Origin of the sequence: Klebsiella sp. 18074 (assembly GCF_902705905.1) — a bacterium.
GTDB classification, from domain to species: Bacteria; Pseudomonadota; Gammaproteobacteria; order Enterobacterales; family Enterobacteriaceae; genus Klebsiella; species Klebsiella terrigena.
The window spans coordinates 23,662-43,914 of the sequence record NZ_CACSIS010000004.1 but is presented as its reverse complement, the minus strand read 5'-3'; the positions used below and the strand labels follow the sequence as shown (position 1 = coordinate 43,914).

At 57.0% G+C, this 20,253-nt stretch carries 27 protein-coding genes and 1 pseudogene; 3 read left to right on the top strand and 25 right to left on the bottom strand.

Features of this window, described 5'->3' with window-relative positions:
• Positions 1–14: 14 nt before the first annotated feature.
• From GVK32_RS05140 to GVK32_RS05125, 4 genes are all read right to left on the bottom strand, one after another.
• Positions 15–1,136, bottom strand: coding sequence for a cupin domain-containing protein (locus tag GVK32_RS05140; protein ID WP_159872813.1), 1,122 nt, complete (start codon positions 1,134–1,136; stop codon positions 15–17).
• 141 nt (positions 1,137–1,277) lie between these two features.
• A complete protein-coding gene (gene phoQ / locus GVK32_RS05135) occupies positions 1,278–2,744 on the bottom strand; it encodes a two-component system sensor histidine kinase PhoQ (RefSeq protein WP_159872815.1) in 1,467 nt (488 codons plus the stop codon).
• The gene (phoP, locus tag GVK32_RS05130) at positions 2,741–3,415 is read right to left on the bottom strand and encodes a two-component system response regulator PhoP (protein ID WP_041145006.1); all 675 of its coding nucleotides are present in this window, start codon (positions 3,413–3,415) and stop codon (positions 2,741–2,743) included. Before phoP ends, phoQ begins: the two co-directional genes overlap by 4 nt.
• 180 nt (positions 3,416–3,595) lie before the next feature.
• Entirely contained in the window at positions 3,596–4,036 is a 441-nt protein-coding gene (locus GVK32_RS05125) for a helix-turn-helix domain-containing protein (RefSeq protein WP_133597526.1), read from the bottom strand.
• Between the two features lie 172 nt (positions 4,037–4,208).
• Between GVK32_RS05125 and GVK32_RS05120 the strand changes: the two genes are divergently transcribed.
• Entirely contained in the window at positions 4,209–5,375 is a 1,167-nt protein-coding gene (locus GVK32_RS05120; RefSeq protein WP_370461183.1) for an MFS transporter, read from the top strand.
• 33 nt (positions 5,376–5,408) lie between these two features.
• On the opposite strand, the gene GVK32_RS05115 is transcribed toward GVK32_RS05120, so the two are convergent.
• A complete protein-coding gene (locus tag GVK32_RS05115; RefSeq protein ID WP_159872819.1) occupies positions 5,409–6,188 on the bottom strand; it encodes an SDR family oxidoreductase in 780 nt (259 codons plus the stop codon).
• A complete protein-coding gene (locus GVK32_RS05110) occupies positions 6,188–6,499 on the bottom strand; it encodes a nuclear transport factor 2 family protein (protein WP_159872821.1) in 312 nt (103 codons plus the stop codon). Before GVK32_RS05110 ends, GVK32_RS05115 begins: the two co-directional genes overlap by 1 nt.
• Before the next feature lie 99 nt (positions 6,500–6,598).
• Here GVK32_RS05110 and GVK32_RS05105 point away from each other — a divergent pair, with 99 nt between their 5' ends.
• Positions 6,599–7,516, top strand: coding sequence for a LysR family transcriptional regulator (locus GVK32_RS05105; RefSeq protein ID WP_159872823.1), 918 nt, complete (start codon positions 6,599–6,601; stop codon positions 7,514–7,516).
• Between the two features lie 6 nt (positions 7,517–7,522).
• On the opposite strand, the gene purB is transcribed toward GVK32_RS05105, so the two are convergent.
• From purB to rluE, 5 genes are all read right to left on the bottom strand, one after another.
• Positions 7,523–8,893: an adenylosuccinate lyase gene (purB, locus tag GVK32_RS05100; RefSeq protein WP_041145012.1), complete on the bottom strand. Its 1,371-nt coding sequence runs from the start codon at positions 8,891–8,893 to the stop codon at positions 7,523–7,525.
• Positions 8,894–8,896: 3 nt separating this feature from the next.
• Positions 8,897–9,538 (bottom strand): high frequency lysogenization protein HflD, encoded by a 642-nt coding sequence (gene hflD / locus GVK32_RS05095; RefSeq protein ID WP_123707460.1) that lies wholly within the window; start codon positions 9,536–9,538, stop codon positions 8,897–8,899.
• Between the two features lie 58 nt (positions 9,539–9,596).
• Positions 9,597–10,703 carry a tRNA 2-thiouridine(34) synthase MnmA gene (gene mnmA, locus GVK32_RS05090; RefSeq protein WP_159872825.1) on the bottom strand — a complete coding sequence of 369 codons (1,107 nt, stop codon included), beginning with the start codon at positions 10,701–10,703 and terminating at the stop codon, positions 9,597–9,599.
• A gap of 185 nt (positions 10,704–10,888) precedes the next feature.
• Entirely contained in the window at positions 10,889–11,335 is a 447-nt protein-coding gene (locus GVK32_RS05085; protein ID WP_159872827.1) for an NUDIX hydrolase, read from the bottom strand.
• Between the two features lie 18 nt (positions 11,336–11,353).
• A complete protein-coding gene (rluE, locus tag GVK32_RS05080) occupies positions 11,354–12,004 on the bottom strand; it encodes a 23S rRNA pseudouridine(2457) synthase RluE (protein WP_159872829.1) in 651 nt (216 codons plus the stop codon).
• A gap of 233 nt (positions 12,005–12,237) precedes the next feature.
• Here rluE and icd point away from each other — a divergent pair, with 233 nt between their 5' ends.
• A complete protein-coding gene (gene icd / locus GVK32_RS05075) occupies positions 12,238–13,488 on the top strand; it encodes an NADP-dependent isocitrate dehydrogenase (RefSeq protein ID WP_159872831.1) in 1,251 nt (416 codons plus the stop codon).
• Positions 13,489–13,601: 113 nt separating this feature from the next.
• On the opposite strand, the gene GVK32_RS05070 is transcribed toward icd, so the two are convergent.
• The 14 genes and pseudogenes from GVK32_RS05070 to GVK32_RS05010 all read right to left on the bottom strand — a co-directional run bounded on the left by GVK32_RS05070 (position 13,602) and on the right by GVK32_RS05010 (position 20,241).
• Positions 13,602–14,744 (bottom strand): site-specific integrase, encoded by a 1,143-nt coding sequence (locus tag GVK32_RS05070; protein WP_159872833.1) that lies wholly within the window; start codon positions 14,742–14,744, stop codon positions 13,602–13,604.
• The gene (locus GVK32_RS05065) at positions 14,734–14,970 is read right to left on the bottom strand and encodes an excisionase (protein ID WP_159872835.1); all 237 of its coding nucleotides are present in this window, start codon (positions 14,968–14,970) and stop codon (positions 14,734–14,736) included. Before GVK32_RS05065 ends, GVK32_RS05070 begins: the two co-directional genes overlap by 11 nt.
• A 290-nt stretch (positions 14,971–15,260) precedes the next feature.
• Positions 15,261–15,470: a hypothetical protein gene (locus GVK32_RS05060; protein WP_110242816.1), complete on the bottom strand. Its 210-nt coding sequence runs from the start codon at positions 15,468–15,470 to the stop codon at positions 15,261–15,263.
• Positions 15,463–15,843, bottom strand: a complete 381-nt coding sequence (locus tag GVK32_RS05055) for a hypothetical protein (RefSeq protein ID WP_159872837.1) — start codon at positions 15,841–15,843, stop codon at positions 15,463–15,465. Before GVK32_RS05055 ends, GVK32_RS05060 begins: the two co-directional genes overlap by 8 nt.
• Positions 15,836–16,258: pseudogene (locus GVK32_RS29050) on the bottom strand (DUF550 domain-containing protein); the annotation flags it as partial. The gene GVK32_RS05055 and the pseudogene GVK32_RS29050, both read right to left, overlap by 8 nt.
• 383 nt (positions 16,259–16,641) lie before the next feature.
• Positions 16,642–16,872, bottom strand: coding sequence for a hypothetical protein (locus GVK32_RS05045; protein WP_227697890.1), 231 nt, complete (start codon positions 16,870–16,872; stop codon positions 16,642–16,644).
• Positions 16,873–17,574 carry a hypothetical protein gene (locus GVK32_RS29485; protein ID WP_368667444.1) on the bottom strand — a complete coding sequence of 234 codons (702 nt, stop codon included), beginning with the start codon at positions 17,572–17,574 and terminating at the stop codon, positions 16,873–16,875.
• Entirely contained in the window at positions 17,571–17,813 is a 243-nt protein-coding gene (locus GVK32_RS05035; protein WP_159872839.1) for a hypothetical protein, read from the bottom strand. The genes GVK32_RS29485 and GVK32_RS05035 overlap by 4 nt, the downstream gene beginning before the upstream one ends.
• Positions 17,806–18,069: a DUF4752 family protein gene (locus GVK32_RS05030; RefSeq protein ID WP_159872841.1), complete on the bottom strand. Its 264-nt coding sequence runs from the start codon at positions 18,067–18,069 to the stop codon at positions 17,806–17,808. The genes GVK32_RS05035 and GVK32_RS05030 overlap by 8 nt, the downstream gene beginning before the upstream one ends.
• Positions 18,066–18,608 carry an ead/Ea22-like family protein gene (locus tag GVK32_RS05025; protein WP_159872843.1) on the bottom strand — a complete coding sequence of 181 codons (543 nt, stop codon included), beginning with the start codon at positions 18,606–18,608 and terminating at the stop codon, positions 18,066–18,068. Before GVK32_RS05025 ends, GVK32_RS05030 begins: the two co-directional genes overlap by 4 nt.
• A complete protein-coding gene (locus GVK32_RS29425) occupies positions 18,605–18,739 on the bottom strand; it encodes a hypothetical protein (protein ID WP_255429638.1) in 135 nt (44 codons plus the stop codon). The genes GVK32_RS05025 and GVK32_RS29425 overlap by 4 nt, the downstream gene beginning before the upstream one ends.
• The gene (locus tag GVK32_RS05020; RefSeq protein WP_152308955.1) at positions 18,736–19,521 is read right to left on the bottom strand and encodes a ParB/RepB/Spo0J family partition protein; all 786 of its coding nucleotides are present in this window, start codon (positions 19,519–19,521) and stop codon (positions 18,736–18,738) included. Before GVK32_RS05020 ends, GVK32_RS29425 begins: the two co-directional genes overlap by 4 nt.
• Positions 19,514–19,714 carry a hypothetical protein gene (locus GVK32_RS05015; RefSeq protein WP_152308956.1) on the bottom strand — a complete coding sequence of 67 codons (201 nt, stop codon included), beginning with the start codon at positions 19,712–19,714 and terminating at the stop codon, positions 19,514–19,516. The genes GVK32_RS05020 and GVK32_RS05015 overlap by 8 nt, the downstream gene beginning before the upstream one ends.
• On the bottom strand, positions 19,714–20,241 hold the full coding sequence (locus GVK32_RS05010; RefSeq protein ID WP_152308957.1) for an HD family hydrolase: 528 nt from the start codon (positions 20,239–20,241) through the stop codon (positions 19,714–19,716). Before GVK32_RS05010 ends, GVK32_RS05015 begins: the two co-directional genes overlap by 1 nt.
• Positions 20,242–20,253: the final 12 nt, after the last annotated feature.

Here is a 20,253-nt window from a genome sequence, read left to right as displayed (position 1 = left end):
CCGGGAAAGCTAGCTTAGTCTTCGAAGAACCAGTAGCCGCTGTTGACCAGCGCCGCCAGCATCGCGAGGAACGACGGATCTTCCAGCGCATCGCCGAAGTGCTCCGCGTTGAGCGCCAGGTGCATGGCCAGCGCGTCCAGCGCCGGACGATGCGGGGAGTTGATCCTCTCGCCGTTGACGAACACTTCGCCGTCAATGCGCACCACGCGCAGCCCGCCGAGCCTCACCAGCTTGTCGCCCTGCTGCAGCGCGTCGTAAATTTCATCCGGCTGATACGGCGGCTCCGCAGGGGCCACGTCCAGCTCGTGACGGGACTGGGTAATAAACTCGCCATACCACTGTTTGAAATGCTCCGGCTGGTTAATCAGCTCCAGCATCATCTCGCGCAGGCGATCCAGCTCGACGGGTAAAATATCCGCCGGATGGTCGCGCGACGGTACGTCAGGATCGGCGTAGCGCTGGCTGCCGAGCTCGCGCTGCAGGATATAGTCGGCAAAGCCGCTGAACAGCTCGCGGGCGTTCGGTGCGCGGTAGCCCACGGAATAGTTCAGCGAGTTTTCCAGCGAATAGCCCTCGTGCGGGAACCCCGGCGGAATATAAAGGATATCGCCCGGCTCCATCTCTTCATCGATAATCGCCTCGAACGGGTCAACCTGCAGCAGATCCGGATGCGGGCAGTGCTGCTTCATCGGCACCTTGTCGCCCACGCGCCAGCGGCGGCGTCCGGTCCCCTGAATAATAAACACGTCGTACTGATCGAGATGCGGGCCTACGCCGCCGCCGGGAACCGAGAAGGAGATCATCAGATCGTCGATACGCCAGTCCGGCAGAGCGCGGAAGGGGTGCATGAGCGCCGCCGTCGGCTCGTGCCAGTTGTTGACCGCCTGCACCAGCAGCGACCAGTTGTTCTCGCTCAGGTGATCGTAGCTTTCGAACGGGCCATGGCTGACCTGCCACTTTCCGTCCTGATGGCTGACCAGGCGGCTATCGACTTCGTTTTCCATCGCCAGTCCGGCCAGCTCATCCGGGCTAATGGGATCGACGAAATTGGCAAAGCCCCGCTTTAATACCACCGGGCGTTTTTGCCAGTAGCGTTCAATAAAGTCAGGCCAGTTAAGCGTTAATTGATAATCCATTTTTATATTCCACAGCAGGTGTCTGTTTGGGATTATACACGCCATCCCTCAAACTGCCTCTTTGTTGGCAGCGTTTGTTCGTCTGGTCACAGAGATCCGCGACGCCCGCAGGACGCAGGCGTCATTGGGGAAAAAGCGCGGTTAGCCTTCGTCCTCGTCGGGCAGCTGGCGGCCGAAAATCACCTCCATACAGGCGCCGCCGAGCAGGCTGTCGCCGGTAAGAATATCGCCATCGTACTGCTCGACGATATCGCGGGCGACGGCGAGGCCTACGCCCTGGCCGGGACGCAACGTATCGGCGCGCTGTCCGCGATCGAACACCATGCTTCGCTGGCCGTGGGGGATCCCCGGGCCGTCGTCTTCAACCAGAATATGCAGGTCGTTGTCGTTCGCCTGGCGGACGGAGACTTCAACAAACTCCAGGCAGTATTTACAGGCGTTATCCAGCACGTTACCCATCACCTCCATAAAGTCGTTCCGTTCGCCGACAAAGCTAATTTCGGGTGAGATATCGAGGGTGATGTTGACCCCTTTGCGCTGATAGACCTTATTCAGCGCCGAGGTGAGGCTGTCGAGCAGCGGGGCAATAGGATGCAGCTCACGGCTGAGCAGGGTTCCGCCGCTGCGCATGCTGGCGCGGTGCAGGTAGTAGCCAATCTGCTGCGAGATGCGGCTGATCTGCTCGAGCATGACCGGCTCGGCGGCGTTGACGTCGATCTTTTCGCTGCGCAGCGAGCGCAGGGTGCTCTGCATCACCGCCAGCGGCGTTTTCAGGCTATGGGTGAGATCGGTCAGCGTCGTGCGGTACTTGTCGTAGCGCTCGCGCTCGCTTTTCAGCAGGCGGTTCAGGTTGCTGACCAGCCGCGTCAGCTCCCGGGTGGTATTCGGGTTGAGCATTTCGCGGTGGTGCTCTTCCAGCTCGCGGACCTCTTTAGCCAGCGATTCGATGGGCCGCAGGCTCCACCACGCGGCGACCCACAGCAGCGGAATCACCAGCAGCAGGTTGGCGACCAGGACGTAGATAAACCAGCTCCACACCATATAGGAGCGTTTGAGCTCCACCGGGATGGTGTCGACCACCACGATGCTCAGCCGCGGCATTTTGTCGGTTGCCGGATAGATATTGATAGCCACCGAGTGGGTCATCTCGGAACCATCGTCCTGCTGGCGCAGCGCGTCCAGCTCCTCCTGCACCTCATGGTTATTGCGCAGCAGCATGCTGGTGCTGTCGACGTCGGATTCAATTTCGTGGAAGCCGTTGCTCTTCAGCCACTCCGGCTGAATGCGTTTGGTCAGCCACGGGACGTCGTGCTGGGTCCACAGCAGCTTGCCGTTAGCGTCGTAGATAAGGGTGACCGTCGGGCTTTGCATATTGAGGTTTTCGGGGATATCAACATCGATGCGGTTGTTTTCCCACTTCGCCAGCATATAGAACAAGTTGCTTTCGCCGCGCAGCAGGCGGAAGGTGGTTTTATCAAAGCTGACGCTATAGCCGACCAGCGCGACCATGCCGTAGGCCAGCGAGAGCACCAGCACCACGGCCGCCGTCGCCAGCAGAAAGCGGACGCGCAGGGAAAGCGGCAAAATATGCCGTAGCGGACCTTTCATCCGCGCAGTTCGAACAAATAGCCCTGGCCGCGCACCGTGGTAATCACGTCGTGCGGATGCTGAGCCTGGATTTTTTTGCGCAGACGCCCCATCAGCACGTCGATGGTGTGGCTTTCGCGCAGCTCGGCGTCAGGATAGAGCTGCAGCATCAGCGAATCTTTGCTGACCACTTTGCCGCGGTTGCGGATCAGCGTTTCCATAATGGTGTACTCAAACGCCGTCAGCTTAATCGGCTGCTCGTTGACCGACAGCTCGCGCCGCGACAGGTCGACCTGGAAAGGCGGCAGAGAAATAACCTGCGACGCCAGGCCGCTGTTGCGGCGCAGCAGGGCCTGCATGCGGGCGGCGACCTCTTCGATATGGAAGGGCTTGGTGACGTAGTCGTCCGCGCCGGCGCTCAGCACCTCGACCTTATCCTGCCAGCCTTCGCGGGCGGTGAGCACCAGCACCGGCACCGACACTTCGTGGCTGCGCCAGCGGCGGATCAGCGACAGGCCGTCTTCATCCGGCAGGCCGAGGTCGACAATGGCGATATCCGGCACGTGTTCGCCGAGATAGTAGTCGGCCTCTTTTGCATCTTCCGCCGCATCGACCTGGTGGCCTAACTCCTGAAGCTGAACTTTCAGGTGATGGCGCAGTAAAGCGTTATCTTCAACCACGAGTACGCGCATGCCGGTTCTCCATATTCATTATTTGATTTGAATAGTTTAGCGCTAATTATACACGTTGAATATAAACGGCTGTTAAATAACGAATTTCAATTATTTTTCGCGCGTTTTCTCGCTGGGCCGCTATTTTCGCAGCAGGTCATTGATAAGCGGGCGGAATATTTAAACGCGCGGCGCCGGCCGCTATCCGTCCGCCTGCACCTTGCGGACCTCGGTCGCCGAAGGCAACAGCGGGGCGCCGTCTTCGGCCGTCGGCGCCATGGGCGGAACCGCCTGCAGCGTACGTTTATCGATCAGGACGGAATGTGGCTCGCCGCTGGCGAAAAGATAGCGCTCTCCCCACTGACGCAGCGCGACCACGAGAGGAAACAGGCGCTCTCCCTTTTCCGTCAGGACATACTCCTGATACGCGGTGCCGTCCGAGGCAGGCTGGGTTCTGAGGATGCCGGCGGCAACCAGCTTTTGCAGGCGGTCGGAGAGAATATTGCGCGCCATTCCCAGGCTGCGCTGAAAGTCGCTAAACCGGCTCATGCCATCAAAGGCGTCGCGCACGATCAGCAGCGACCAGCGGTCGCCGATAATATCCACGCTGCGGGCGACGGGACAGGTTTCGTTTTTCATCATTTGTGCCGCGCGATGCGCGCTCCTCGGCGTGATGCGGTGTGGTTGCATTTTAAAACCACATGCTCTAGCCTTCAAGTGGTTTTATTTTAAAACCAGATTGCTGAGGCAGAGAATCATGAAAGCATCCATTGCATCCATTGCATCCCAGGCACCCGCCGACCCGGCCGCGGCTATGCCTGCAGGCCTGGTCTGGCTGTTCGCTATCGCCAGCGGCCTGAGCGTCGCAAACGTCTATTACGCCCAGCCGCTGCTCGATGCCCTGGGGCGGGAGTTTGCCATCAGCGACGCCTCCGTCGGCGGCGTGGTAACGGCGACCCAGATTGGCTGCGCGCTGGCGCTATTGCTGCTGGTGCCGCTTGGCGATCGGCTAAATCGCCGTCGGCTGATGGGCGCGCAGCTGATTCTGCTGATCGCCGCGCTGGCGGCGGTCAGCGCCGCAACGTCGGCGCTTATGCTGCTGGTCAGCATGCTGGCGGTGGGCCTGCTGGGCACCGCGATGACCCAGGGGCTGATTGCCTATGCCGCCAGCGCCGCCGGGACGCACGAGCAGGGGCGGGTGGTCGGCGCCGCCCAGAGTGGGGTGTTTATCGGCCTGCTGCTGGCGCGGGTATTCTCCGGCGGCATCAGCGACCTCGTCGGCTGGCGCGGGGTTTATCTCTTCGCCGCGCTGCTGATGCTGGGTATTGCTCTGCCGCTTTGGCGACGGCTGCCGGCGCTGGCGGCGGCAAAGAGTCCGCTGAGCTATCCCCAGCTGCTGGCATCGATGCTGACGCTGCTGCGTCAGGAGAAAATACTCCAGGTTCGCGGCGTGCTGGCGCTGCTGATGTTTGCTGCCTTCAATATCTTCTGGTGCGCGCTGGTGCTGCCGCTGAGCGCGCCGCCCTATAGCTATTCCCATACCGCTATCGGAGCCCTGGGGCTGGTGGGGGTTATCGGGGCGCTGGCCGCCGGACGTGCCGGGAAGTGGGCCGACAGGGGCTACGGGCAGCGCACCAGCGCCGCGGCGCTGGTGATCCTGCTGCTCGCCTGGTGGCCACTCGCGCTGATGGCCTGGTCGCCGGTGGCTCTGCTTCTTGGCATCGTGCTGCTGGATCTGGGCGGCCAGGCGCTGCACGTGACCAATCAGAGTATGATTTTTCGTACCCGGCCAGAAGCCCACGGCCGGCTGGTGGGCCTCTATATGCTGTTTTATGCTGCCGGCAGCGGCCTGGGCGCCGCCGCTACGACGGCGGTATACGCCACAGCCGGATGGCAGGGGGTGTGCCTGCTGGGGTCTGCCGTCAGCCTGTTGGCGCTCATGTTCTGGTTTGCGACCCGCCGCGCGGCGTCCGGCAAATAGACCGCCACGCGCGCCGTTTCCCGCGCGCTTAGCTTAGACGGTTGGGATGGTGCCGCCGTCAATAACGTACTCGGCGCCGGTGATGGCGCTGGCGCGCTCGGAGGCCAGGAAGGCGATCAGATTGGCTATCTCATCTGGCCGGCAGGGGCGGCCGAGCGGAATGCCGCCGAGGGCGTCCATGATGATTTTTTGTCCGCCGGCGTAGTCAGTACCCGCCTGCGCCGCCAGCCGGTTGGCTAAGCCGACGGCGGCTTCGGTTTCAATCCAGCCGGGGGATACGCTAAGCACGCGCACGCCTGCCGGCGAAACCTCTTTGGACAGGCTTTTGCTGTACACCGACAGCGCGGCCTTGGCGGCGGCGTAGGCGGTGGTCGCCTCCGGCAGCGGCAGGGTCCGCTGGATGGAGGAGACGTGAATAATCACCCCGGACCGCCTTTCGAGCATTTCAGGCAGCAGGAGCCGATCGAGGCGCACCGCCGGAAACAGATTAAGCGCCAGCTCCCGCTGCCACTGCGCGTCGTCGAGCGCGGCAAACCCGCCCGCCGGCGCGGAAGAGCCCCCCAGCATATGCACGATAATATCGACGCCGCCCAGCTGCTCCTGTAGGCGCTTTGCCAGCAGGGCGCAGCCCGCCTCGTCGCTCAGATCGGCTGTGACAAAGAGAGCCTCTGAGGGGACGGCGGGCGGATGGCGGGCGCAGGTGATCACCCGCGCGCCGAGCTGGCTGAACAGCGCGACGGTGGCGGCGCCGGCGCCTTTGGTTCCGGAGGTGATCAGCACGCGTTTGCCGCTGAAGGTCAGAAAGTCAGCCATTATTTAATCTCCAGGCGGGCGATGCGCGCATCCGCCAGCTGAAAGCGGTAGTCGAGCACCACCGGGCTGCCGGGGAAATTACCGCTCACCCTGGCGCGTACCGTAACGATATCGTCCTGGCTCAGGGCTTCGAAGGGCTCGGCAACGAACTGATATTGCGCTCTTGCTGCGATCCTCCATGCCTGAATGGCCTGACGCCCGCTGTAGGTATGACCCTCATCGCGGACCACGGCGTCGGCGGTGAACGCCTCGGCAATCGAATCTTCATCGTGGGCGGTAAAAAAAAGCTGGACGGCTGCGGGTATATTCATCGGTAAACTCCGGCAATTAAATGACCTGCTTACTGTAAGAACTCTTTATAATTTAAACAATTGGCTCCACCGGGATGCCACAATGAAGGAATCGGGATAATGTCGCGAATTGCGCTCACTGATTTAGATGCTGTGATGGCGATTGCTCGCCGGGGAACGTTTCGGGCGGCGGCCATTGAACTCGGGGTGTCCACGACCGCGCTGAGCCATGCCGTTGCCAAATTTGAGTCCAGCCTCGGCGTGCGGCTATTTAATCGCACCTCGCGCAGCGTGGCGTTAACCGATGCCGGGCAGCTGTTTATCGCGCGCATGGGCCCTTCGCTGCAGGGCGTTCACGACGCGCTGACGGAGGTGCGTTCGCGGCGGGAGACCCCGTCGGGCGTGCTGCGGATAAACGCGCCGCCGTTTGCCGGGCGCGCGATTCTGACGCCGCTGGTGCTGGAGTTCCTGCGGCGCTATCCGGAGATGCATGTCGATCTGGTGACGGAGGGGCGGCTGATAGATATCGTCGCCGAGGGTTTTGATATCGGGGTTCGCGTTGCTCATTTGATACCTAATGACATGATCGCGCTCTCCCTCGGGCAGCCGCAGCGCTATGCGGTGGTCGCCTCCCCGGGCTATCTGGCCAACCGCGAGGCGCCGCGCGAGCCGGCGGATCTGCAAAATCATCCGTGCATTCGCGTGCGGCTGCCGGACGGCTCTCTCTATCACTGGCATCTGGAAAAGCAGGGGGAAGTGGTCCATCCGCAGATCGATGGCCCGCTGACGCTGGATGAGGCCTCGCTGGCCCGCGCTGCGGTGCTTGAAAACGTCGGGATCGGTTTTTTTCTGGAGCAAAACGTGATGGATGACATTGCCGCCGGGCGGCTGGTTCGGCTGCTGTCGGACTGGACGCCGCCGTTTCCGGGGCTGTGTCTTTACTATCCCGGTCGGCGCAATCCGTCTGCCGGGCTGGCCGCTTTTCTGGCGCTGGCGCGCGAGGTGGCAAAACCCTCTTCCCCTGCGGGAAGAGGGTAGTGGGGCTTACTTCAGCTCGTCAACCATGGTAGTCGCGCGGCCGATATAGTTGGCCGGCGTCATGGCCTTGAGGCGCACTTTTTCGTCTTCCGGCAGCGGCAGGCTGTCGATGAACTGCTGCATGCCTTCGGCGTCCACGCGCTTGCCGCGGGTCAGCTCTTTCAGCTTTTCGTACGGCTTCTCGATCCCGTAGCGGCGCATCACGGTCTGAATCGGCTCGGCCAGCACTTCCCAGTTGTGATCCAGCTCGTCGAGCAGGCGATCGCCGTTGAGCTCCAGCTTGCTGATGCCTTTCAGAGTTGACTGATAGGCGATCAGGGAGTAGCCGATGCCGACGCCGAGGTTGCGCAGGACGGTGGAGTCGGTCAGGTCGCGCTGCCAGCGGGAGACCGGCAGCTTGCTTGCCAGGTGCTGCATCATGGCGTTAGCCAGGCCCAGGTTGCCTTCGGAGTTTTCGAAGTCGATAGGGTTGACCTTGTGCGGCATGGTGGAAGAGCCGATTTCACCGGCGATGGTTTTCTGCTTGAAGTGGTTGAGCGCGATGTAGCCCCACACGTCGCGATCGAAATCGATCAGGATGGTGTTGAAGCGCGCCATGCAGTCGAACAGCTCGGCGATATAGTCGTGCGGCTCGATCTGCGTGGTGTACGGGTTCCACTGAATACCCAGGGAGGTGACAAACTCTTCGCTGAACTGGTGCCAGTCAACTTCCGGATAGGCGACGATGTGGGCGTTATAGTTGCCGACCGCGCCGTTAATTTTGCCGAGGATCTCGACCTGGTTCAGCTGACGGTACTGACGCTCCATGCGGTAAGCGACGTTAGCCATCTCTTTACCCATGGTGGACGGCGTTGCCGGCTGGCCGTGAGTACGGGAGAGCAGCGGCACGTCGCGGTACTGCGTGGCGAGATTTTTTACCGCGTCAATCATCTGGCGCCAGTAGGGCAGGATAACTTCGTCGCGAGCGGTTTTCAGCATCAGCGCGTGGGACAGGTTGTTGATGTCCTCGGAGGTGCAGGCGAAGTGAATAAATTCGGAAACCGCGTGCAGCTCGGCAACGTCGGCCACTTTTTCCTTGAGGAAATACTCTACCGCTTTCACGTCGTGGTTAGTGGTGCGCTCGATGGTTTTGATACGCTGCGCATCTTCTACGCTGAAATCAGCAACGATTTTATCAAGGAAACCGATTGCGTCAGCGGCAAAAGCAGGAACTTCCTTGATCGCTGCGTGCGCGGCTAGTTTTTGCAGCCAGCGTACTTCTACCTGAACACGGAACTTCAGCAAACCGAATTCGCTGAAGATACCGCGCAGCGCGCTGACTTTATCGCCGTAGCGTCCATCGACAGGGGAAACGGCGGTCAGTGAGGATAATTCCATAGATCATAACTCCGGGGTTAAATGAGCAAGAATTTGTTTTGCCTGGTTAACCAGACGATTACGAGAAAACATGAGCTGCAGACGTCCGCCGCCAACCTGGTTCCACAGCACCGCCGCGCGGATGCCGGCCAGCAGCGAGGCGCGAACCTTCGCCTGCACCTGCGGGCTTTGCAGCACGGCGGGAGAACCGGTGACCTGGATGCGCGGCCCCAGCGGGCTGATAACGTCTACGTAGATGCCGGCCATGGCGCTGAGCAGGGTTTCAGACTGCAGATCGAAATGTTCCAGCTGGCGGTGCAGGCCGGCGATGCGGTTGCCGAGGGTATCCATGGCGCCTTTGCCTGCCGCAAGCTTACGTTCAAGCACCATCATGCTTAAGGTGTAGCGGGTCAGTTCGGCGTTCAGCCCCTGACGGCTGCCGGTGTTGAGGACGCCGAGCAGGGTTTCAAGCCCGAGGCGAAGATTGGCTTCACTGCCACCGAACACCGCCAGGGTTGAATCCGGGTTGCGGTCAATGATGCTGTTCAGCGAGACGTGCAGGGCGTCGCTATCGCAATGCCCCTGGTGCGCCAGTTGCTGAACCAGACGGGCTGCCTGGCAAACGCCAGCCAGCGCCAGCGTGATGTCATAGTAATTCTTCGCCACACGTGCTCCTTGTAAGCCACCGGTAGCGGATTTAGCTATCGGCGGTAAAAACTGTCTGTCAGGCCTGCAGCGGCAGGCGCTGTTCGATTACGCCGCCGCCGAGGCACACTTCACCGCAGTAGAAGACCGCTGACTGGCCCGGCGTCACCGCCGCAACCGGCTCATCAAAGATGACTTCGATGCGCTCGTCGTCCAGCGCCTTCACGGTGCAGGGGATATCGGTCTGGCGGTAGCGGGTTTTCACCGTACAGCGCAGGGTGCCTTGCACCGGCTGGCGATCGACCCAGTGCAGCTGCTGGGCAATCAGCCCTACCGACATCAGGCGCGGGTGATCGTGACCCTGAGCGACCACCAGAATATTATTCTCGACGTCTTTATCGACGACGTACCACGGATCTTCGCTGCCCTCTTTGGTGCCGCCGATGCCGAGGCCCTTACGCTGACCGAGGGTATGGTACATCAGCCCCTGATGCTCGCCGATCTCCTCGTCGTCGACGGTGAGGATTTTACCCGGCTGGGCGGGCAGGTAGCGGCCAAGGAATTCGCGGAACTTGCGTTCGCCGATAAAGCAGATGCCGGTGGAGTCTTTTTTCTTCGCGGTGATGAGGTCCAGCTCTTCGGCGATTTTACGTACCTGCGGCTTTTCCAGCTCGCCGACCGGGAACAGGCTCTGGGCGATCTGTTCGTGGCCGAGGGTGTAGAGGAAGTAGCTCTGGTCTTTGTTACCGTCGAGCCCGCGCAGCAGCTGGCTTTTGCCGTTAACGTCGGCGCGGCGCACGTAGTGGCCGGTGGCGATATAGTCGGCGCCAAGATCTTCTGCCGCGAACTCGAGGAAGGCTTTAAATTTGATCTCTTTGTTGCACAGAATATCCGGGTTCGGCGTGCGTCCGGCCTTATATTCAGCCAGAAACAGTTCAAACACGTTGTCCCAGTATTCGGCGGCAAAGTTGACAGTGTGAAGCTCAATGCCGAGCTTATCGCAGACGGCCTGCGCGTCAGCGAGATCGGCGGCTGCTGTACAGTATTCCTCACCATCGTCTTCTTCCCAGTTCTTCATGAACAGGCCTTCGACCTTGTAGCCTTGCTGGATCAGCAGCCAGGCGGAAACCGAGGAGTCGACGCCGCCGGACATGCCGACGATCACTTTTTTTGGATTTTCTGACATTGGAATACTCACCACATTGAACTTCAAGGCGGCATATTCTAGCACGCAGTCGCGGCTCAGGCACCCCCTCAAGGGGGCATACTTTGCGTGCCGCTGCGCTGACCGGCTTTATCTCTGCGGGGATAGCGCACGTGCGCGCCAAAAGTGCCGCCGCGTCCCGCCAGCGCCGGCTCCGGTTTTGCGTGTTAAAACGGCCAGTTAAAGGCGCCGATCAGCGACAGCGGGTGGCGCTGATCGCCCTGATAGCTGCGGATACTTTCCGCCACCAGCTGAGAGCGCAGGTTGGGCGCGTTGAGTATCTCCTCGGCGCTTAGCCACAGGCAGCGGTCGATATCGCTGTCGTGCGGTTCGGTCGTGCAGGGTTCGTCAAGCTCAATGGCGAACAGAAAGCGCAGAAACGGCGTGCGGTCCGGCGCGATCCACTGATGCATGCGGATAAAGTGCTGGGGCGTGGCGCGGATCCCGGTCTCTTCCCACAGCTCGCGTTCGGCCGCCTGCACCAGGGTTTCATCCGCCTCAAGATGACCGGCCGGCTGGTTCCACAGCGCTTTGCCGTTGATGGTCTCTTCGACCACTAAAAATTTATCTTTAGCGTGCACGATGCAGGCTACGGTGACGTGCGGTTTAAACATATTCCACTCCTGGGATGATTATTCGACCTGACGCCACTGGCCGTTGTCCAGACCGTCGAGAGTATAGCCGGCCATCGCGTAGCGAATCAGGCGCAGCGTGGGGTAGCCCACGTGCGCGGTCATGCGGCGTACCTGACGGTTGCGGCCTTCATAGAGGGTGATTTGCAGCCAGCTGGTGGGGATCGCCTTGCGTTCACGGATGGGGGGATTGCGCGGCCACAGCCATTCGGGCTGCGCGACGCGCTCAATTTCGGCGGGCAGGGTGGGGCCGTCGTTGAGCGTAATGCCGTTGCGCAGCGCCTCCAGCGCTTCTGGCGTCGGTTCGCCTTCCACCTGGACGTAGTAAATTTTACCGGTGCGCTTGCCCGGCTGGGTGAGCCGCGCCTGGAGCGCACCGTCGTTGGTTAACACCAGCAGCCCTTCGCTATCGCGGTCAAGACGGCCCGCCGCGTAGACGCCGGCGTGCGGAATAAAATCTTTTAGCGTGCTGCGTCCGGCTTCGTCGGTAAATTGCGGCAACACATCATAGGGTTTATTGAACAAGATCACGCTGGTTGGTTGGCGTTCTTTACGTTGTCTGGTGACTTGTTGTGAGCTGAATCGCTCAACGCGATGTTTTCTAAATGAAGTTTTCTGCATGGTATTTTCAGGCCCCGTCAATTGCCGCATTATAGCCTAATTACGAATGCCTTTCATGGACGCAAACATTCAGGTAGTATTGACATGCTCATCACAATTTTTTAACAAAAATATTGCTCAAACTGATTCGCGCTACTAGAAGGCGGCACGGACGCGAATCTCCGGTTAGCGGGATCACCCGGTAGCGGAGTGGGCGGATAAAGCCAACGCTCGGTTAGTGTGAAAAGGAAGAGCAGAACCAGAAGCGCTCGAAGGAGAGGTTAATGGAAAGCAAAGTAGTAGTTCCGGCGGAAGGTCAAAAAATCACCCTGAAAGATGGCAAACTGAACGTCCCTAATAACCCGATTATCCCGTTTATCGAGGGTGATGGTATCGGTGTTGATGTGACCCCAGCGATGCTGAAAGTGGTGGATGCCGCCGTGGAGAAAGCCTATAAAGGCGAGCGTAAAATTTCCTGGATGGAAGTTTACACCGGCGAAAAATCGACCCAGGTTTATGGCCAGGACGTCTGGCTGCCTACCGAAACTCTTGATCTGATTCGTGACTATCGTGTTGCTATCAAAGGCCCTCTGACGACGCCAGTTGGCGGCGGTATTCGTTCTCTGAACGTTGCCCTGCGCCAGGAGCTGGATCTGTACGTCTGCCTGCGCCCGGTACGCTACTACCAGGGTACGCCGAGCCCAGTTAAACATCCTGAACTGACCGATATGGTTATCTTCCGTGAAAACTCAGAAGATATCTATGCGGGCATCGAATGGAAAGCAGACTCTGCTGAAGCCGAAAAAGTCATCAAATTCCTGCGTGATGAGATGGGCGTGAAGAAAATTCGCTTCCCGGAACATTGCGGTATCGGCATCAAGCCGTGCTCCGAAGAAGGCACCAAACGCCTGGTTCGTGCTGCTATCGAATATGTCATCACCAACGACCGTGATTCGCTGACGCTGGTACACAAAGGCAACATCATGAAGTTCACCGAAGGCGCCTTTAAAGACTGGGGCTACGAGCTGATTCGCGAAGAATTCGGCGGCGAACTGATTGACGGCGGCCCGTGGCAGAAGGTTAAAAACCCGAACACCGGTAAAGAGATCATCATCAAAGACGTTATCGCTGACGCCTTCCTGCAGCAGATCCTGCTGCGTCCGGCCGAGTATGACGTTATTGCCTGTATGAACCTGAACGGCGACTACATCTCTGACGCCCTGGCGGCGCAGGTTGGCGGTATCGGTATTGCACCGGGCGCGAACATCGGTGATGAGTGTGCGCTGTTCGAAGCGACCCACGGTACTGCACCGAAATACGCCGGCCAGGACAAAGTGAACCCAGGTTCCATTATCCTCTCCGCTGAGATGATGCTGCGCCACCTGCAGTGGTTCGAAGCCGCAGACCTGATCGTTAAAGGCACCGAAGGCGCAATCGCCGCTAAGACCGTGACCTATGACTTTGAACGTCTGATGGAAGGCGCTAAGCTGCTGAAATGTAGCGAGTTTGGCGACGCGATTATCGCGAACATGTAATCAGCGATCGCTGATTAAAGACAGAAGGGAGCCTGGTGGCTCCCTTTTTTACGATCGTTCAAAATCTTTCCCCAAAACTTTCCCCAAAATTATTCCCCAAAACTGGCTTAAAATCATACTGCTTTTTGACCTACAACGAGCCAGTCTTTACCCCGGTCATCGTTGTATTTATCCGTCATTTTTTTCGATTTGTGGCCCAATAACTTCTGAGTATCTAAGCCTTGCTCCCGGTATAGCCGTTCTGAAAGAGATCTCTGTTCGTGGAAGGTTGGGGCGCTTCCTTCATCCCATGCAAGACAACTTTTGTCCCGAGCTTTTTTAAATGTAGAAGTCAGAGTTTTCGTGGATACCTGATCACCTCGGTTAGCCTGAGAGGTGGTATGTCTGAAATGGACCAGATATTTACTAACCACTGCATCTCTACATTTTGAAACAACATCGCGTAGTGAAATATCTAGTACTTCATTTCTTAGAGAGAGCGGAATGGCAAGCCGAGTACCTGTTTTTTCCTGCACAATATGTAACATGTCATCCCAGATATCTGAGAATTTCATATTACAAATATCACCTATGCGCTGGCCGGTTACTATTGCGAGTAACATTCCGCACTGCAAATATGGCTGTTGATGCTCCGCGAATTCATAAATAGTCTTCCATTCCTCCAGTGATAAACGTTGCCTAGTAATTTTGTTTCGAGGTTGTTTAGTGGCCTGGGCAGGGTTATAACCTGGCGGGACATGCCCAGCATGCTGCGCCTCTTTAAAAACATCAATTAATACCATACGAACAATTTGAGCCATTCTATTATGACCCTCAGCCTTAACAGCATCTGTTATTTCTGAAATATCTAGTGCAGAAATGTCTTTCAGGTATTGCATGCCGCAATGCTCACGAAACAGACGGATAGGTTTTTCTTTCTGCCGAAAAGAGTTTGGTCGAAGTTCGTTGTGTTTCAACCTTTCTTCCTGCACGGATTTATATTTATCAAGCCATGCTGAAACTGTTATGTCTGCGCGGTTTCCTTTCATACGTGCCAGACGTTCGTTAATACCAAGGATCTGCCTTGTACGCTGCTCTGCAATGATAGTATTAGCTTCGCTTGCCACCTGCTTTGCCTCAGCTTCATCCGTGCCGAGGCTATGAAAACGCCCCGAAATAGGGTGTTTGTATTGCCAGTAAACCTTTCCGGTGCGTTTATCAAGCTTGCAGTATAGGTTCGGGATAGAGATTTTATGAGTGCGTGGTCTAGCTGCCATCGTTAATTATCCGTCTCAATTTTGGGTTAACATTTTTTGGAAGTTGAGGTTCAGCAACTACACCTATAAAACGAGCTTCTCTGTCAACCATCCAGCGCCGACCGACTCGCATCGGTGGAGGCGCTATCATTTGACCTTTAGCGTATTTTTTTAATACTCGCTCGCTAGGGGCTTCACTACCGAATTCATCTTTCGCCCATTCGAGTAAAGAGACCATACGTGACATTTTTTCTCCATACACCGGCTGCACCCGGCTATCGAATATTATAAGCACATGACGAACAACCACCGCGCAGTCCGTCATTACAGGTTTTACATAACGGGTGATCTTTATGTTTACCTGCATTTAGCTGGTGGACAATCTCCACAGGAATAAGCACTGGTAACGGAATATGAAGCGAATGTCTGCGAAGGACTGACAGTTCGTTTGCATGTTCAAGGGCTATGGCTTTCCAGTCATTTGCTTCTGCTTTATACCAGGCTAAATCCTCACGTATACGGCGCCAACGCCGGCGTTTAAGTTTGCTGGGCATCAGTCTTCATCCCCAGTAGCGGATTCATTCGCCGCCCGACCTGGCTGGCGTAACCTTGCCGGCCGAGATTGTGCAGCACGCCGTAGATTTCGAACAATTCAGTGCGCTCATCGCCGATATCAAGCTCACAGGCCAGCGCGTGGCATTCAGTAGCGAGCGCCGATATCTTCTGAAGCAATTCGACCTTATTCACCTTTCACCTCCTGCGGGGCTGCTGCGAAATGCTCAACGCCTTTAGCCCAGATTTTTTTGATGGTTGTCCAATCAATCGGGATAGTGTTTGTCCATGTCCCCTCGCCGCTGCAGTCGTCGCACCCTTCACCAAAAAATTCATGGCAGGTCAGCGAGTATTCAAGGTTGAACTCCCCGAGAAGCGCTGCTTTCGCACCGTTCTCAGCGGTTAACCTCATAGGCACCATCACGTACCCCTCTGGAATTACCGGATAGTTGCCAACTTTGCGGCGTTCGCGATCCAGGTCAGTTTGCAGCTGAATCACCCAGCGAGCGAGTTCACCTTTTTCCCCAGATTCAAGCCGCAAATCATCCAAACGATATTTATCAATCATCGCTGTTATCCTCACAGCAGTAGTGCCGCCCCTCTGGGTCAGTGGATACATGTCCACAGATATCGCACTCTATTTCATCTGGTGGAAACCCATCGGGCGCTGGTTGCCCTTTGATGTGCAACCGCGGCTCACCGTCTTTTGGCGCCGGCCACTCGCGCTGTTTATTCACCGCCAGCTTCTCGATCATCGCCTGGGTAATCTGCTCGTCAGTGATACCGGCACGGCGTTGCGCATCCCATAGCAGGAATTGCATATCAGCCCATTCAATCAGATCTTGCGGCTTAGCGATGGCTTCCAGCGCTTCTTTTCTGAGGTGCTTCAGCGGGCCAATCGGGCCAACGTTGCCGAATGTGGCCTGCGACCACTCGGCGTGCTCGCGGCGTACCTGGTCACGGTCCGGAGCTGGCTGCGGTGAGGTGTATGGTTCTTCATCGAGATGAATTTGTGTGTCGCATTTTGGACAGCGCCCATCGCAATCACCAATGGCAGAAATCTCAACCTCATTTCGGCAAGACCAGCACGTCACCCTTGGCACTACCGGCTGCTGCGCGTGGCGATAGAGGTAATAAATGTCATCAGGCAATTTATGCGCCGCAGACGAATAGGCCAGCGCGAACTTATTGCCGTCAGGCCGCCCGCTTTGCACATCCAGCGTAGCCACCGGATCGCTGTCCATTGCGGCCAGCGCCATGCGGGCCATCTGACGAACTTCATACATGAACACACCGCCACCCTCGTCAAATGGCTGTGATGGAAGGGATGCGTAATGCTCAAGGCGTTCTCTGGTTAATTTGCTGGTCATTGGTTGGCTCCCCGCTTCAAATCGTTTAGTTGGCACTGTAAATCGGTGATCGCTGCAAGCGCGTGCTTAATCGTCTCGCTCGTTACCCTGCATGGGTAGGCGTGGTTCATCCCTTCTTTCATCAGCACCGCTTTGCCATCAGTCCTGTAGTGGTAGAGATTCGCGCCCAGCCAAATTTCGAAAGTGTCGCCAGATGGCCCAATGGCGATTCGTTCAGCTATAGCCATCTACTCAGCCTCCCGCTTGATGCCCATCTCATGCAGATATTCATCCGCATCCTTCACAAACTGACCGCCGGCGCCGTAGTAGCGGTTAGTTACTATGTCGATGGTTGCTAACGGGTCAGCCTTCAGAATCTGAAGGAGATAATCCTCAAGCTGACCCACCGGGTGCTTGATAACTGGCACCTTGCCAGGGTGACGGACCACTAAAAATTGGTTGCCTTCCTCCCGAACTCCATCAGCATCTTCAGGCTTCACGGTGACGGTGCGGGACTCCAGATGCTCGATATACGCCTTCAGGACATCAGCCATATGTTTCCCCAGCGGCCTCACAACGTCGAATCGCCTGTCCGTTCGCACCCAATCAGTTTTATCGCTCCATTCCATGTATGCGGTGCGGAAGGAATCCAGCTCGGCGATGCGCTGGCGAAGTGCTGCAATCTCCATTTCTGCCGCGTCGGCATAATGTACGTTCGCGTGCTCGGGTATATCGCATTTAGAGCAACGTCCAACGCCAGATGCATCCCAAAACATTGAATGCTCACATGATTTAGTAGGCTGCGTCTCCAGCAACGCCAGCAACTCCTGCAGGCACGACAGCTCGAATTGGTGGTTGATGCTCAGCGTAAAGCCACCGGGCATTGTGTTGATTGCGTGCCCGATCTGCTCGATGCGAGCACGTACCGTTTCAACGGTTACAGGTTTCATAAATCCGCCCCGCATCTTCCGCAGCGCTCACGGCCGCTCATGTCATAGTAGGTTGCCCCATCGTGCTTGCAGTCTGTCCATTCAGACAGATCAGACTCTAGCTCCTCGATGCGCTGCTGCGCCTTCTCCAGCGCCTCTACCAGCGCGAGGGCTTCACCCTCTTTCAGCACTACAGTGTCAAAGTTTTTGAGCTGCTTTTTGATTTTGGTAATCAGCGCCAGTTCGGTGATATCAGTCATTAGCCTTTCCCTCGCTGCGGTACATCATGATTGTCAGGTCGCCTTTAGTGGCCAAGCGAACGGTTGAACCAGGCTCCAGGCTGTTAAGTTCAAAGGCGTCATAAAACTCATTCACAGCCTTCTGCTGACGAGTCTGTTTGCGTCGCTTGTCCCACTGGCTGAGTACGTTTTTGATAATCCATTGGCCTGTTTTTAACATGATGTAAATCCAGCCCAGAAGCGCTAAACCCGTGTTGAGATAAGTGGCGATGCTCATTTGGCCCCCTCGCGCAGCAGCTTGATGAACACCGGACCGTATACAGTCTGTGTTGTCTCGATTGCCGCTTTGACTCCGTCGGCATACGTATCGACTTCGGTATCGCCATACGACGGCAGTGATGCAATGAACTCGCTTACCCCGTCAGCCTTAATCCCGGCATAGATGCGATCGGTGGCTGGCATGTTCCCTGTCGCACTCATGGCTGCCAGAATCGCTCTGACACCTTCGGGACCAACCTCTTCGCAAATGGCGTCAGTGTTTGCCCCAACCACATCGCAGAAAACCTGCACCGCATTGCGAGCGGTCACATTCTCCGCAGCCAGCTGCCGCAGATGGTCCTGCAGGTCTACGCCTTCGGGGCAACCTACAATCTCCCGGCACTTCTTGATAGTCGCCAGTGCAGCCGTTAGCTCGCCTTTCAATCCGCTTGCAACATTGAGTTTCCTCACCAGGTATTCAGCGTTTGATTCATTTACTTTGAGATCACCTGGTAAGCATTTACCACGGAGAAACCCTTCCATTTCGTATACGTTCATGCTGTCCACCACTCAATAATCATGCAGATGCCGCAGGTCGCTACGGCAATCAGCACCCAGTAGAACGCATCAAAAAGGGCGGCAAACCGACGTAGCGTATATTTGCTGTAATGGTCCGGATCAAATTTCATACCGCCTCCCCGAGGACCCAGCGCAGAGCCGCGGCATATTCACCACTGGCGTCGTCGAGGGCTTTGGTTATTTCTTTGCGGGTTTTAATGCGTGGTTTCTTATCGCCGAGCACCTGACGCTGCCGGCGCGCTTTTTCGTGGCCGGTAGTGCCGGCGGTTGCCGCTTCGATTTCTGCCACTTTCTTTCGCTGCTCTTCCGGCTTCAGCGATGCCAACTGGCGCGCCTGGGTGACAGTGACTGATCCGGCCTCTACGGCATCTTTCACGGCCTGGGTAGCATCGAGCAGGGACAGCGTTGCACGGACAGTTTGAACGCTACAGCCAAACAACACAGCAATGTCGTCCTCATCGAGACCGCGATCCAACGCGTCTGACATTTTTTTAGCCCGGCCCAGCGGTGTATCAGGTCGGCGAATTTCGTTTTCGCTGACCATGTATTTAGCCATCTGATTTGCTGACCCCCGCTTAACGACTCCAGGAACAAGCAGTGGGTCTTTGCCTTCTTTCAGAAGGAGTTTATTGGCCACCAATGTATGGCGAACGCGCTGACGGCCTACAACCACGCAGGTGAGCCCAGTTTCAGGGTCTTTCCAGACGATAATCGGCTCCAGCACACCCAACTCCTTGATGTTCAGCACCATCCCTTCGTCGATCGGCAGGTGTATACGCTCATCGTAGAGAAGATGGGTCTTATCGGTGACCAGGTGCAGATTTTCGGGCTCGAACATAAGCACATTGGTTTTTCCGCTGGCGCCGTATGCATCGATTGAGTTCTTAGCCATTCGCGTTAACCCCACTCTGGTTTGCGATTACCGCGGCCAAAGCAGTGTTCTGGTCCATAGCCTCGGTAAGGGCGACGAAAGTCACATCCAGCCTTGACGCTATATCGCGCATCAATTTGGCCGCTGCTGGTGGCAAGTCAGGTGCCGCAGCATTCGCCGCAGCAACTAGATCTTTTACTTTTAGATGAGCCATCAGCGCCGCTCCATCAACTGGTTAAAGCGGTTCATGAACATGCCGTAAGACTGGCCCGGGCGGACCGGGTTAATCACAAACTGGTCGGTAGGAATAACGCCGTCGAGCATCGGCCAGTGGGTGCCGTCGTCGATCTCAAAGTCGCGACGTTCGCTGGCCAGCATCACCAGGTCGGCATATTTAACGGTCGGGTGCTGTTCAGCCGGCAGGCCAAATTTTTGGCGAATAGCTGCATCAACCTGATCTTCAATGGCGCGGTAGTCAGGGAGCAGGCGTTTCAGTGGGGCAGGGATATCCTGCAGATAAGCCTCTGCGGCGTCATGCAACAATGCTTCAAGCGCAAATTCCTGGGGTACCAGTTGGCTCGTTAATACGCTGTGCTGTCCGACGCTATAGAACTCAGGCAGGTGACCGGCAAAGCGGCAGATATTCGATAGGGCATTCGCAATATCTTCAATATCGATAGCGTGTTGCTGAATATCGAGATAATTAAAATTCTTGCCTGAAAAGGTTTGAATAAAGCTCATTTTTTTCTCCAT

Bases quoted from the DNA above. Each gene is read 5' to 3' on its own strand.
- GVK32_RS05140 (WP_159872813.1), bottom strand. From the start codon at position 1,136: ATGGATTATCAATTAACGCTTAACTGGCCTGACTTTATTGAACGCTAC.
- phoQ (WP_159872815.1), bottom strand. From the start codon at position 2,744: ATGAAAGGTCCGCTACGGCATATTTTGCCGCTTTCCCTGCGCGTCCGC.
- phoP (WP_041145006.1), bottom strand. From the start codon at position 3,415: ATGCGCGTACTCGTGGTTGAAGATAACGCTTTACTGCGCCATCACCTG.
- GVK32_RS05125 (WP_133597526.1), bottom strand. From the start codon at position 4,036: ATGATGAAAAACGAAACCTGTCCCGTCGCCCGCAGCGTGGATATTATC.
- GVK32_RS05120 (WP_370461183.1), top strand. From the start codon at position 4,209: ATGCCTGCAGGCCTGGTCTGGCTGTTCGCTATCGCCAGCGGCCTGAGC.
- GVK32_RS05115 (WP_159872819.1), bottom strand. From the start codon at position 6,188: ATGGCTGACTTTCTGACCTTCAGCGGCAAACGCGTGCTGATCACCTCC.
- GVK32_RS05110 (WP_159872821.1), bottom strand. From the start codon at position 6,499: ATGAATATACCCGCAGCCGTCCAGCTTTTTTTTACCGCCCACGATGAA.
- GVK32_RS05105 (WP_159872823.1), top strand. From the start codon at position 6,599: ATGTCGCGAATTGCGCTCACTGATTTAGATGCTGTGATGGCGATTGCT.
- purB (WP_041145012.1), bottom strand. From the start codon at position 8,893: ATGGAATTATCCTCACTGACCGCCGTTTCCCCTGTCGATGGACGCTAC.
- mnmA (WP_159872825.1), bottom strand. From the start codon at position 10,703: ATGTCAGAAAATCCAAAAAAAGTGATCGTCGGCATGTCCGGCGGCGTC.
- GVK32_RS05085 (WP_159872827.1), bottom strand. From the start codon at position 11,335: ATGTTTAAACCGCACGTCACCGTAGCCTGCATCGTGCACGCTAAAGAT.
- rluE (WP_159872829.1), bottom strand. From the start codon at position 12,004: ATGCGGCAATTGACGGGGCCTGAAAATACCATGCAGAAAACTTCATTT.
- icd (WP_159872831.1), top strand. From the start codon at position 12,238: ATGGAAAGCAAAGTAGTAGTTCCGGCGGAAGGTCAAAAAATCACCCTG.
- GVK32_RS05070 (WP_159872833.1), bottom strand. From the start codon at position 14,744: ATGGCAGCTAGACCACGCACTCATAAAATCTCTATCCCGAACCTATAC.
- GVK32_RS05065 (WP_159872835.1), bottom strand. From the start codon at position 14,970: ATGTCACGTATGGTCTCTTTACTCGAATGGGCGAAAGATGAATTCGGT.
- GVK32_RS05055 (WP_159872837.1), bottom strand. From the start codon at position 15,843: ATGATTGATAAATATCGTTTGGATGATTTGCGGCTTGAATCTGGGGAA.
- GVK32_RS05045 (WP_227697890.1), bottom strand. From the start codon at position 16,872: ATGGCTATAGCTGAACGAATCGCCATTGGGCCATCTGGCGACACTTTC.
- GVK32_RS29485 (WP_368667444.1), bottom strand. From the start codon at position 17,574: ATGAAACCTGTAACCGTTGAAACGGTACGTGCTCGCATCGAGCAGATC.
- GVK32_RS05035 (WP_159872839.1), bottom strand. From the start codon at position 17,813: ATGACTGATATCACCGAACTGGCGCTGATTACCAAAATCAAAAAGCAG.
- GVK32_RS05030 (WP_159872841.1), bottom strand. From the start codon at position 18,069: ATGAGCATCGCCACTTATCTCAACACGGGTTTAGCGCTTCTGGGCTGG.
- GVK32_RS05025 (WP_159872843.1), bottom strand. From the start codon at position 18,608: ATGAACGTATACGAAATGGAAGGGTTTCTCCGTGGTAAATGCTTACCA.
- GVK32_RS29425 (WP_255429638.1), bottom strand. From the start codon at position 18,739: ATGAAATTTGATCCGGACCATTACAGCAAATATACGCTACGTCGGTTT.
- GVK32_RS05020 (WP_152308955.1), bottom strand. From the start codon at position 19,521: ATGGCTAAGAACTCAATCGATGCATACGGCGCCAGCGGAAAAACCAAT.
- GVK32_RS05015 (WP_152308956.1), bottom strand. From the start codon at position 19,714: ATGGCTCATCTAAAAGTAAAAGATCTAGTTGCTGCGGCGAATGCTGCG.
- GVK32_RS05010 (WP_152308957.1), bottom strand. From the start codon at position 20,241: ATGAGCTTTATTCAAACCTTTTCAGGCAAGAATTTTAATTATCTCGAT.